Source organism: Romboutsia sp. BSD2780061687b_171204_C1 (assembly GCF_015560225.1).
Lineage (GTDB): Bacteria > Bacillota > Clostridia > Peptostreptococcales > Peptostreptococcaceae > Romboutsia_C > Romboutsia_C hominis.
In genome coordinates this window covers 807776-820187 of sequence record NZ_JADMRK010000001.1, presented here as the reverse complement: position 1 = coordinate 820187, position 12412 = coordinate 807776, and the positions used below count along the sequence as shown (strand labels likewise).

Genomic DNA, 12412 nt, shown 5'->3' with positions numbered 1-12412 from the left:
TATGAAAAATTTAGACGGTTATATTAATATCATAAAAAGATTGCCAAATAAAGAAAAATACACTAGAGAAGATTTGTTAACAGAAGGCTTACTGCTAGATAGGGATAAAAATCTAGAAATATACTATATTCCAATAAGTGAAAAAATAAGTATTTGCACTAGAGTGTTTATAGTTGGTATAACACCAGGATTTGAGCAGATGAGTACATATATATCTAACTTTAAAAATGGATTAGAAAATTCTTATAACATATATAACAGACAAAGTAATTGCAAAATCTCTTCACCATTTAGCAAAAGTTTGACTAAAAATATTATATACATGTTAGATGAAGTTAAATTAAATGAAGCTTTAAACATAAAAAGTTGTGAAGAATTATTTAATTCTAATAGTCATTTGTTATACACAGATGCTCTTATTCCTTATCCTGTTTTTGTAAATGGCAAAAATTATACAGGCCATACTCCAAAGCTTATGAAAAATAAGCTACTGATGAAATACATTAATAACAACTTTAAAAATAAATTAGAAGATTTAAAAGGGGTTTTAATAATACCTATGGGAAAAGCAGTAGAAGAAGTTTTGATACATTTAGCAGATGAAAAAATATTAGATAGAGATCAAATACTAATAGGATTTCCTCACCCATCAGGTGCTAATGCTCATAGATTAATCCAATTAAAAGAGAATAAAGATAATATGATTAAAATAATAAAAAAGCATAACTTTAACTTATAATATTAGGGGGATAACATGGGAGTATGTAAAAATGAGATGAAAAAACTTATTAGAGGAGAAGTGGAAGCTGTATATATAACATCAGAGATAGAGTTACATGATACTACAGCTATTTCTGTTCAAGTATGGAATTATGATAAAGAAAAAGATATAATATCATATACCACATTAACTAAATCAAATATGAGTAAACCATACCTTATAAAAATAAAAAATGGAACTGAATTTGTAGATAAAAAGTATGTAGGTGAGAGTTTAACAGATGATGCGAAACTTACATTAACGACTAAAGAGAATGCATATAAACTTTTAGAAAGTTTAAAATAGATAAAATATCCTACATATATCTTGGTTAAAGATATATGTAGGATATTTTAATATAAAAATTAAATGTATGTATATTTAATCATAAATAAAAGGAATAATATAACATAGGTGATAAAATGTATATACTTAATCTAGATACTAGAGATAAATATGATAATTTTACTGAAGGATTTTACAATAAAAATAATTCTTATATTATACTAAGTGATCCTAAGCAATTAAATCTACTTAAAAATATATTAGAGATAGATGAAATTACTTTTAATGATTGCCTTAAATTTGATGAAAATATAAAATTAGATTTATTTGATAATTATGATTTTCTTAGCATAAATACCTTTGAAATAATGAATAATGATATATACGTAGAAGAAATAAATATATACTTATCAGAAAATTTTGTATTAGTTATATGCAATGAAGAAAATTTTATATTCGAATTTGTAAAAAATATAATAACTAATAATATTAAATTAAATAATACTTCTAATATAGTTATTTTATTTAATATTAATTATTTAATACTTAAAAATATAATAATGCATCAATTTGAAATACTAGAAAAGATAGAAGATATCATATTAAAATTAGAAGATGATATACTTGAAAATGCAATAGATGAACATGTAATAAAAATAAATCATATAAGAGGCATAACTAGATCTATCGTAAAAAATACAAGACCCCTTTTATATATAGGTGATAGAATATTAAAGGAAAATATAAGGTACTTGAAATACTCTGATATAAGGAAGCAAAATCTCGAAAACTTTCAAAGTATAGACTTTGGTATAGAGAAACTTTATTCATTTTCTTTATCCACTAGAGAACTAGCAGATAAGCTTCTTGATATTTATTCTTCTCAAGTAGCAGAAAAAACTAATAGCTTGATAACAAAACTTACTTTACTTACAGCAATATCATCGCCATTGACTATTATAACAGGTATATATGGGATGAACTTTAGATTTATGCCAGAACTTGACTTTGTATATGCTTATCCAATAGTTATAACTGTTATGATTATAATAGTTATAATAGGCATTCTAATATTCAAACTAAAAAATCTACTTTGATTATATCTCTTAATTTAATATTTTAATACTACAAATACTGGAATATAATGGTTAAAACTATTTTTTAATTGAAAATGATTTATTAATATATTTTTTAGAGGGTTTAAACCCTCTTTTTTATTTTATATTAGATTAACTTAATTATTTTAAGTCGTCTCATTTGATCAAATGGCATTTTAGTTTATTTAATTAAGTTAAAATACTTAAAAATTAATATTGTTAAGAAAGCTTTATTCTTTATAAGAAGTAGTGTAAAATTACAATTATAAATAAATTCACAGTAGGAGGTAATATGGAAAAATTATACTATACAAATCAATATATAAAAGAATTCGTCGCAGAAATAGAGGAAATATTAGAAGTAAATGGAAAATATCATATAGTATTAGATAAAACAGCATTTTTCCCTGGTGGTGGTGGACAGTTTTGCGATTTAGGAAAGATAGATGTTCATGATGTTTTAGATGTATATGAAAAAGACAATAAGGTATACCATGTAGTGGAAAAAAAAACTATAAAAATACATAAAGTAAAATGTTTTATAGATTGGGAAAGAAGAGAAGATGGAATGCATCAACATTTTGCACAGCATATATTATCAGGATGCTTTTATACTTTATTTAAAAAAAATACAACTGCTTTTCATTTAGGTAGTGAGATAAGTACTGTCGATATAAAAGGTCCTCTTACTATTGATGAAATAAGAGAAGTTGAAAGAATGGCAAATGATATAATAAGTGAAAATATAGAGGTAGAAACATTGATTCCATCTAAAAAAGATTTAAAAAAGATATGGATAAGAAGAGATTTACCAGATACTTCAGAAGAAATAAGAATTGTTAAAATAGGTGATTTAGACTCTAATGCTTGTTGTGGTGTTCACCCAAAGTCTACACTAGATGTTAGAATGATAAAGATAAGAAGATGGGAAAAAAATAAGGATTCTATAAGAATCGAATTTTTAGCAGGAAAAAGAGCTATAAACAGCTCTCTAAAAAGAGATATTTATTTAACGGATATTTGTAGATATTTAAGTTCAACTGAAGAAGAAGCTATAAATGGTGTTAAAAAACTTCACGATAAACTTGAAGATGCCCTTTATGAAAAAAGGAAGATTGAAGATGTTATTGTTAATTTTGAAATAAAAGAGATGATAAATAATTCAGATAAGGTAAATGATATATCTATTATAAAAAAGATATACATAGATAAGGATATCAAGTATATATCTAAAATAGCATCTAAAATAACTGAGTCAGAAAATGTTATATCTTTAGTTGGAGTTAAAAATGATGATAGAGTTAATTTAGTTTTTGCTAGTTCTAAAAATATAAATAATATTAGTATGAACAATATCTTAAGAGATACAATGACACTGCTTGATGGAAGAGGAGGAGGAAGTACATTCTTAGCCCAAGGTGGTGGTAAAAATAACGGTAACTTAGAAGTAGCTATTGATTATGCTTTTGATAAAATAAAAAAAGAGTTGATTTAGTTGTTAAAGGTAAGTGTAGATTTCTATAAGTGCTATACTTACCTTATTATGTATGTTTTGGATTCTAAAATATATATTTTTAATTATATAACTTACTTTAGTTTACATAATTAAATTATTTTAAAACCTTTTTCTATTTAAATGATTAAAATTAAGTAAAAATACTTAGATTAGATTATAAGTGCATATTATTTATTCTAGATATAAATCAACATAATTTTTATAACTCTCTCTTAAAATCTAATTTAAACATTCGAATTTAGAATAAAACTTATAGAATTTTTATAAAATAATTTACAAATTAAGTCGAGATTATTATTAGACATTTTCAGAATAAAGGAGAATTTATGTTTATAAAAAATAGAGAAAATATAAATTTATATATTGAAGAATATGGGGAAGGTAAGAATTGTATATATATACATGGTGGTCCTGGGTCTTGGAGTGAAGATTTTAAAATTTATTGTAAGGACGAGTTTAGTAAATTTTGTAATATGATATATTTAGACCAAAGAGGGTGCGGACGTTCTGATGGAAACTTGGATGATGACTATTCTATAAACAGTTTAGTTGATGATATTGAGGATATACGTAAAAATCTTAAATTAAATAAACTTATTTTAATAGCACATTCTTTCGGTGGGATAATAGCAGTAAATTATGCATATAAATATAAAGAGCATGTTGAAGCTTTAATATTAACTAATTGCACTTTGAATTTAAATGATTCTTTACAAAGTCAAGTAGAGTATGGATGTAAGTTATTAAATATAGATATTGATATATATAAATATGACGAACTTATAACTAAGTGGACTTTGGTTGCCAATAAACTGATCAGAGATGATTTGTATTATAAATTACAGTATATGAATTATTCTAATTATAAAAATATTGAAATAATAGATAAAAATATGGTTAATGAAAATTTAGCTAAAAAAGCATTTTTTAATGAAGACTATTTTTACGACTATACAAACCTAACTAGAAGCTTAAATGTAAAAACACTTATAATCTGTGGTGATGAAGATTATTCTATTGGAATTGATCATTATAAAGATTTTAATTTTAAAAACAAGACCGTAAAAATATTAAAAAGTAAACACAATCCATATGTAGAAAATACAAAAGAATATATTTCTGTTGTTAGGGAGTTTTTAGAAAGTATTTAATAGTTTACTGAACATAAATTTTATTAAATAATAGTGATGTTAGAAAAGATATTAGTTTTGAACTAACATCACTATTATTTTGTTTTAAAAATTTGATATATAATTTAAATTTGGCATAATTGATGTATCATACATACTTAAGTTTACATAATTAAATTATTTTAAATGTTTTTCTGTGTTTTATAAATAAAACAACTTCAAAATATTAAAAAACTTCCTTAATTCAATTTAAAGGTTATAATTTTTATTAACATATTTACTGTTGAATAAATTTAAATATCGCCTTAAAAACGAATATAAAAAGTTAGTTTTATTATTATTTCATTTTAGAATATTTATCATCATCCTAACTTGAATAAATTTTCAGAGATTTTTTCGCTAGCTTCAACATCCATATTTTTAAGTGCGTGAGCGTAAATATTTAATGTTGTATTTATATTAGAATGACCCACTCTTTCTGATATAACTTTTATAGGTACTTTTGAATTTATAAGTAAAGTTACATGTGAATGTCTTAAATCATGAAATCTTATATGTTCTAAATTATTCTCGCATAAAAATTTACTAAACTTTTTGCTAAGGACATCTTGGGCTATAGGTTGTCCATTTTTATCATAGAATAACAAGTTAAAAGGATTTTTTATGCCTTTTAATTTAGCTTCTAATTGTTTTTTCTTATGTTCTTTTAGTAAAGATATAACCTCTATAGGAACTGATATTGTTCTTTCTGAACTTTCAGTTTTAGGTTCTTTAAGTATAACTTTGCCTTCATTTCTTACAGTTATTTTATCTATTGTTATAGTATTTTCATTAAAATCTATATTATCCCAAGTTAGCCCTAGTATTTCAGATATTCTAAGTCCTAATCCTGAAGCTAGATATATAGGTAGTTTTAAAGGTGTATTTTCACAAGTTTTAAGTAATTTTACCATATTATCTTTATCATATATATTATTTTTAAACTTTCTAATTCTTGGAGTTTCTACACAATCTACAATATTTTCTCTTATAAGTCTTAATCTATAAGCCTTTTTCATAGCTAAATTTAATATATTTATGTGTATCTTTATAGTTTGAGGGCTAAGAATTCCAACTAAATCATCTACGTAATTTTGTATATGTATAGGTTTTAAATCTTCTAACTTATGATTTCCTAGCTTAGGTATTATATACTTTTTGCATATTCTTAGATAACAATTATATGTAGTTATAGATAAATTTATCTTATGTTTTTCTAAAAAATCCAACAAAAAATTACCGAATTTTATAGAGTTTGGTGTAGCTAATTCATCGTTTAAAATGGATTCTTTTAATTCTATTAACTTCTTAGATGCATCTCTTTTTTTATCAAATGAACCCATATTTTTCTGTATCTTTTTTCCACTTTCAACATCTTTATATTCTAAATAAACTATATAGTTTTTGCTTCTTTTTCTTATAAATGCAAAGCTCATTCAATTCCTCCATATTATTACAATTATATATATATATTATATCATAAAAGAAAAAATAAAAACATTTAAAGTTCTGACATACAACTGACATAATATGTTATGTATTGCTATAATATGTTGAAAATACTTCACTTTATTTTTTTGGCATAAAACTATATATTTTATGTTTATAAAGAACAGTTAATGCATAAATCTCATAAGTTATATAAAAGTCTTTTGATTCTATATTGTTTTTTTATAATCAAAATTAAATTTCATCAAAGGGGAGTTAAAAATGTACAACTCTAAAATGAATGTTTTAGAAACAAAACGATGTATACTTAGACCTATAACTTTAAAAGATGCTCCAGATTTACATGAGTGTTATAAGCAAGAAATAGTCGTAAAATATCTCCCATTTAAAGCACATCAGAATATTTATGAAACTAGAGAATTTATAAAAAATTTCTTTTTAAAAAAGTATAATGAGAACAAACTAGCCCATTACGCAATAGTATTAAAATCAAACAAAAAAGTTATAGGTAATATAGGTTTTAACAATATCTCTAAAGATAATAAAAAGGGAGAAATCGGAATATGCATAAACCCATCTTATTGGGGGTATGATTTATCAACCGAATTAGCTAGAGAGATCGTAAAATATGGATTTAAAAAATTAAAACTTGAGGAAATTATAGCTATAACTTATGAAGACAATAATTATTCAATAAAATCATTAGAAAACTTAAATTTTGAATATATAAAAACCTATTACAAAACATTTCATTCATCTAATAAAAAAGTAAAATGTAATTTATATAAAATATCACGAAAAAATTACTTAATGAGTAAATATAAATAAAATTTAACATCTATAATAAGGAGATGAAATTTTTATGAAAGATTTGAATGATAATTGGATAGATGATCATTTAAAGTATGCTATATCTAGTACATTAGGTGTAGAAAATTTTAATGTTACAAAAAATGAACTAAAGTTATTAGAAAAATTAGACTTATCAGATAAAAATATATCAAGTTTAAAAGGGATAGAGCATGCAGTCAATTTAAAACATCTCAATTTATGTAGAAACGAGATAAGGGATGCTTCTTTACTTTCTAAGTTAGTTAATTTAAATACATTAGAGTTATCAGAAAATAAAATTGAAGATGTTAGCTTTTTGAGTGATTTGGTAAATTTAAAATCTATAGGATTAGATAGTAACAATATATCCGAAATAAGCAATTTAGCTAATCTTACAGAGTTACAGATATTAAATATTTCAAATAATCAAATTCAAGATTTAACTTTTTTAGATTCTATTAGATCTGATAATATTAAAATTATAGCTAGCGATCAGTATATAATGCTAAATCCTGTAACTGTTTATAAAGGTCAAGACTATATTTTTAATAGTCCAATTCATTTTAGTGATGAAACTATAGTGTTATTAGACAATGTCCAGGTAAGAGGTAACTATAATTCGATTAAAACAGATAAAAGACCTTCTATATTATATTCAATTTCTAAAGTAATGATAAAAAATATCCTTTCTAATTGTTTGTTAAAGGCTGATTTTTATCATGAAATTCCATTTTCAAAATCTACTATATTAAGTGGTACAATAATCCAACAAATAAATTTAAAGATAAAAAATGTTTTAAGTGTTTTTGAGCCTGACAATATAGTTAAAATAAGTTCATTATCAAGAATATCTGGAAATTTATTTGTAGTAAATAAAGAAGCAGGTACTAATACTAAAAGTATACCATTAAAAGAAAAAACTATTACCATTATAGATAGTAATGGTAATAAAGCTTATTCATTAACCAATGAAAATGGATCATATGAGTTTAAGAATTTAAAAAAAGGAAGATATACATTACTTTTTCCATTTTTAAATGGCTATGAGTACACAACACCATCTTTAGTTATATGTAATTTATCACAAAAAGGAGAAATAATCATAGATTCTAGGGTATATAAAAAATAAAAGCGGTATTTACATACCGCTTTAACTTTCTAAAACTTTAAATCCTTCTCCTAATACCTCATGAACATTACTAACTATTATAAATGCATTGGGATCTTTCAATTTAACCAATCTTTTTAAGTGAACTTCTTGATTTCTAGGAACCACTACTAAAAGTACTTCTTTTTTATCATCAGTATATCCACCTCTACCATTTAATATAGTAACACCTCTAGATAAATCATTAGTTATAACTTCTTTTAAGCTCTCCGCTTCTTTAGATATTATAAGGAAAGCTTTAGAGTAATCAAATCCTTCCATTATTGCATCTGCTACCTTGACCATTGTATAGAGTGCTATAGCAGAATAAAGAGCAATTTCAATATTTTTACTAGCAATTCCTGAAGATATAACTACAAAAGCATCTAAACATACCATAAATTGTGTAGGCTTAATACCTTTAAACCTTTTGCTAAGTATAAGTGCAATTAAATCAGTACCACCAGTAGAAGCATCTGCTCTAAACATTATACCTATACCTATACCTAGTAGTATAGCACCTGATATAGCTGATAATAATAAATCATTTGTCACAATTAGGTCAGAAATTGGAGCCATTAAATTTACTATAATAGAAAACATAACTGTACCTATTAAGGTTTTTATAGAATTTTTTCCTCCAAGTATTTTAAATGAAAATATAACTAGAGGAACACCTATAGCTAACATTATAAAAGATACTGACATGCCCGTAACCTTACTTAATACTACAGAAAGGCCGCTAAGTCCTCCAGGTGCTATTGTGTGTGGCTTTAAGAACATATTAATACCTATACTCATAGATATACACCCTAATATTAATCCAAAAGCTTCTACAAGTAACTTAGAATTTTCCTTTTTCATTTTTACCCCCATTATATTAAATTGTCAAATTTTATCACATTTATATATTATAACAGTAAATACATAGTATATAAAGTATAATAATTATATAGTAAAATAAATTTCGTTTATTATTGATATCAAAGGGTATAATATAAATAAATTTATATAATTTAAATGATATATTTTTATTAATTTCTAGTATATTTTGTAAAATTTAATTGATTATATACACAATAAAAGTATATAATATATATAAATTTAATAATTGAAAGGAAATGATTATATGAAGGTTACTTTACCACAAACAGCGGTAGATACGCTAAAAGACATATTAAAAGATAATCAAGACAGACCTCATAATATAAGAGTATACTTTGCAGGTATAGGCTGAGGTGGTCCATCATTTGGAATTGCTCTGGATGAGCAAAAGGCTGACGATTTACAATACGATGTAGATGGATTACATTTTATAATGAGTAAAGATGACTATACTAAGTATGGAGATATAGTTATAGAAGATACAGGATACGGTTTCAAAGTTATACCTGAAAATATGAAAGATGATAATGGATGCGGTGGAGGATGCTCTGGTTGCGGACATTAATATCTAAAAAGAGTATTAGCAAATGCTAATACTCTTTATTTTTTACTAAAATTAATGTATTATTAATAGATAATAAAGTATAAAGCAAGGAGCAACTTATGAGAAGAAGAAAAGTAAAGGGTGCAGATATAAAATTATTAAGCCATGAAAATTATGTACTAAAAGATAACATAGAACAATTTAAAGGAAAATGGAATAAAAGATTCGAAAATAATAATCCTATACATGTAGAATTTGGTACAGGTAGAGGAAAATTCTTAACCACTTTAGCTAAAGAAAACCCTAATATAAACTACATAGCTTTTGAAATAAAAGAAGAAGTTCTATTAAAGGCTGTGGAAAAGGCTATAGAAAATAACTTAGATAATATTTTGTTTGCATGGGCAAATGTAGCTAATATATTAGATTATTTTGAAAAAGAAGAACTATCTAGAATTTATATAAATTTCTGTGACCCTTGGCCAAAGAAAAGATGGGCAAAGAGAAGACTAACACATAAAAACTTTTTAAATATGTATAATGAAATTTTAAATGCTGATGGTGAGATACATTTTAAAACTGATAATGAAAATTTATTTGAATTTAGTTTAAATGAAATCACTGATAACAACTGGAAATTAAAAAATATATCTCTAGACTTAGCAAATAGTGAATTTGAAAATGTAACAACAGAATATGAAGATAAATTTATGTCTTATGGAATGAAAATATTTAGATGTGAAGCTAAAAAAAATAAGAGGTGATATCACCTCTTATTTTTTAAAATATTCCGTTTTTTCTTCTCATAGTATATAATCCCAAACATACAACTAACAAATATAGTATATATAAGATAATTCTTGTTGACTGTAACTCAGTATTTGAATGATGAGGTAGCACTGAAAGTATTGCAGATATTCCTATAAGTAGTGGATTTATAACGATTTGCTTATCGCTTCTTAAAACCATGATTTTTCCAATCCAAACAATAGATAAAATTAAAAATAAAATCTTTAATATAAATTCTATAGTGTCTAACATATTCAAAACTCCCCTTAACTCAGTGGATTTATTTTATAGTATTTCCACATAAAGTATATTTAGTCATTAGCTTATGATATTAATGGTTATGTACTAATTTTTAATATACATAAATTTAATTATAATACTATTTGGTATAAAAATAAACATATTAAATAATAATTAATATAACTAAATTAATTAAAGGAGTTTAAAATGTGTATATATAATCATAATCTTAATAATAATAACGAAAATATATTAAAGGAAAATGAACTTATTATACTAAAAAAAATATACAAATGTATAGATATAGGAGATATTAATGAAGCTAAAAAACTAACTAATGATTTAATACAACTTCAAGATAATCTATATAATATAAAAATATTAACTACAGCTTATAATTTAATTAAGTAATTTATATAATATAGAGATATTCAAATAATAAATAGCATATTTATTATATATAGATATCTGGGGGGGATATTATGAATTTACGATTTATAAATTGGTATACTCAAGCCCTTGGAGCCATATTTGGAATAATGGCATGTGTATATGCATATTTAAAAGGATTTATATGTACATATAGTAATATTTCTGTGTTTTTTGATACTATGAATTTCTTTGAAATAGTATCTAGTTATCTCTTATTACCTTTATGCATAACGACTTTTATATTATCTATAATAAAGGCATATGGCACTAACAAAGAACATTTAAATAATAATTTAGATAAATTAAATCTGATCTTTATTTCATTAAATGTCATTATAGGTTTTATTGGAGCTAGGATATATTTTTTAATCCCTGCTTTGTTTATATTATTTAATGTTTTTATGGAGAATGTATTTAAAGAATATAAGGAGATTGATAGTGATGATGAGTGTACTATAAATAATTGTCTGTTAAGCAGTAATGACATGGATTTAATTTTAATGAATACAAAAAAGGAGATAGCATTAGAACTTTTACTGAAAAATGCTGATATAGAGTTTATTGTTGATATTACAGGTTTATCTAAAGAAGAAATAATAGATATCGGTGAAAACTTAAATTAAGAATAAAAGATACTAATTTATTAAATTAGTATCTTTTATTGTTTATATAAAATGATATAGATTCATAATTTAGTGCAAAAACTTAAATGAGATTAAATCTGTTTACAAAGTTATTTTTTATGATATAATATTAGTACCTGGTAATAATATAAGGGGGTAAAAATACATGGAAATAAATGAAATAAAAGAACTTTTAAAGACCATAGATAATACAAGTTTAGAATATGTAAAATTAGAAAACTCTGAACTAAAACTAGAAGTATCGAAAAAAAATAGTTCTTTAAAAAATAATATTAAAAATAAAAAAGACACTTTAAAAAATAGCGAAGAAATAGAATTAGAAAGTATAAATCACGAAAATATTAGCGAATATGAAAACTCTCAAAATAAAGATAATTTATATATAGTAAAAGCTCCTTTAGTGGGAACATTTTATCCATCGCCAAGTCCTAATGAAAAAAGTTTTGTAAATATTGGCGATATAGTTAAAGAAGGAGATAAGCTATGTATATTAGAAGCAATGAAGCTTATGAATGAAATAAATAGTGAAATAGAAGGTGAAATAGTAGAAATATTGGTTGAAAGTGAAGAATTAGTAGAGTACAATCAACCTTTATTTAAAATTAGGCCATTATAAGGAGGTAT

The 12412-nt window shown here is 23.9% G+C and carries 15 protein-coding genes; 12 read left to right on the top strand and 3 right to left on the bottom strand.

Annotated features, from left to right (window positions below):
- Nucleotide 1 precedes the first annotated feature (1 nt).
- The 5 genes from I2H23_RS04170 (at nucleotide 2) to I2H23_RS04150 (ending at nucleotide 4809) form a co-directional block, all read left to right on the top strand.
- Entirely contained in the window at nucleotides 2-739 is a 738-nt protein-coding gene (locus I2H23_RS04170) for a hypothetical protein (RefSeq protein WP_092925831.1), read from the top strand.
- A 15-nt stretch (nucleotides 740-754) separates the two neighbouring features.
- Nucleotides 755-1066: a hypothetical protein gene (locus I2H23_RS04165; RefSeq protein WP_092925833.1), complete on the top strand. Its 312-nt coding sequence runs from the start codon at nucleotides 755-757 to the stop codon at nucleotides 1064-1066.
- Between the two features lie 116 nt (nucleotides 1067-1182).
- The gene (locus I2H23_RS04160) at nucleotides 1183-2142 is read left to right on the top strand and encodes a magnesium transporter CorA family protein (RefSeq protein ID WP_092925835.1); all 960 of its coding nucleotides are present in this window, start codon (nucleotides 1183-1185) and stop codon (nucleotides 2140-2142) included.
- 292 nt (nucleotides 2143-2434) lie between these two features.
- Nucleotides 2435-3637 carry an alanyl-tRNA editing protein gene (locus I2H23_RS04155; protein ID WP_092925837.1) on the top strand — a complete coding sequence of 401 codons (1203 nt, stop codon included), beginning with the start codon at nucleotides 2435-2437 and terminating at the stop codon, nucleotides 3635-3637.
- Between the two features lie 347 nt (nucleotides 3638-3984).
- Entirely contained in the window at nucleotides 3985-4809 is an 825-nt protein-coding gene (locus tag I2H23_RS04150) for an alpha/beta fold hydrolase (protein ID WP_092925839.1), read from the top strand.
- 341 nt (nucleotides 4810-5150) lie between these two features.
- Here the strand turns inward: I2H23_RS04150 and I2H23_RS04145 are convergent, their stop codons facing one another.
- Nucleotides 5151-6263, bottom strand: coding sequence for a tyrosine-type recombinase/integrase (locus tag I2H23_RS04145; RefSeq protein WP_092925841.1), 1113 nt, complete (start codon nucleotides 6261-6263; stop codon nucleotides 5151-5153).
- A gap of 274 nt (nucleotides 6264-6537) precedes the next feature.
- On the opposite strand from I2H23_RS04145, the gene I2H23_RS04140 reads away from it, so the two are divergent.
- On the top strand, nucleotides 6538-7104 hold the full coding sequence (locus I2H23_RS04140) for a GNAT family N-acetyltransferase (RefSeq protein WP_092925843.1): 567 nt from the start codon (nucleotides 6538-6540) through the stop codon (nucleotides 7102-7104).
- A gap of 34 nt (nucleotides 7105-7138) precedes the next feature.
- Complete coding sequence (locus tag I2H23_RS04135) at nucleotides 7139-8236, top strand: leucine-rich repeat domain-containing protein (RefSeq protein ID WP_092925845.1); 1098 nt, start codon at nucleotides 7139-7141, stop codon at nucleotides 8234-8236.
- A 21-nt stretch (nucleotides 8237-8257) separates the two neighbouring features.
- Here I2H23_RS04135 and I2H23_RS04130 read toward each other — a convergent pair whose 3' ends face one another.
- Complete coding sequence (locus tag I2H23_RS04130) at nucleotides 8258-9118, bottom strand: YitT family protein (protein WP_092925847.1); 861 nt, start codon at nucleotides 9116-9118, stop codon at nucleotides 8258-8260.
- A 454-nt stretch (nucleotides 9119-9572) separates the two neighbouring features.
- On the opposite strand from I2H23_RS04130, the gene I2H23_RS15440 reads away from it, so the two are divergent.
- Both I2H23_RS15440 and trmB read left to right on the top strand, forming a co-directional pair.
- Nucleotides 9573-9704, top strand: a complete 132-nt coding sequence (locus I2H23_RS15440) for a hypothetical protein (RefSeq protein WP_271892928.1) — start codon at nucleotides 9573-9575, stop codon at nucleotides 9702-9704.
- Nucleotides 9705-9802: 98 nt separating this feature from the next.
- Nucleotides 9803-10447, top strand: coding sequence for a tRNA (guanosine(46)-N7)-methyltransferase TrmB (gene trmB, locus I2H23_RS04120; protein WP_092925851.1), 645 nt, complete (start codon nucleotides 9803-9805; stop codon nucleotides 10445-10447).
- Between the two features lie 16 nt (nucleotides 10448-10463).
- On the opposite strand, the gene I2H23_RS04115 is transcribed toward trmB, so the two are convergent.
- The gene (locus I2H23_RS04115) at nucleotides 10464-10724 is read right to left on the bottom strand and encodes a hypothetical protein (protein WP_092925853.1); all 261 of its coding nucleotides are present in this window, start codon (nucleotides 10722-10724) and stop codon (nucleotides 10464-10466) included.
- Between the two features lie 195 nt (nucleotides 10725-10919).
- Between I2H23_RS04115 and I2H23_RS04110 the strand changes: the two genes are divergently transcribed.
- The 3 genes from I2H23_RS04110 to accB all read left to right on the top strand — a co-directional run bounded on the left by I2H23_RS04110 (nucleotide 10920) and on the right by accB (nucleotide 12404).
- A complete protein-coding gene (locus I2H23_RS04110; RefSeq protein WP_092925855.1) occupies nucleotides 10920-11123 on the top strand; it encodes a hypothetical protein in 204 nt (67 codons plus the stop codon).
- 71 nt (nucleotides 11124-11194) lie between these two features.
- A complete protein-coding gene (locus tag I2H23_RS04105) occupies nucleotides 11195-11767 on the top strand; it encodes a hypothetical protein (protein ID WP_092925857.1) in 573 nt (190 codons plus the stop codon).
- Nucleotides 11768-11933: 166 nt separating this feature from the next.
- Nucleotides 11934-12404 carry an acetyl-CoA carboxylase biotin carboxyl carrier protein gene (accB, locus tag I2H23_RS04100; RefSeq protein WP_092925859.1) on the top strand — a complete coding sequence of 157 codons (471 nt, stop codon included), beginning with the start codon at nucleotides 11934-11936 and terminating at the stop codon, nucleotides 12402-12404.
- Nucleotides 12405-12412 lie beyond the last annotated feature (8 nt).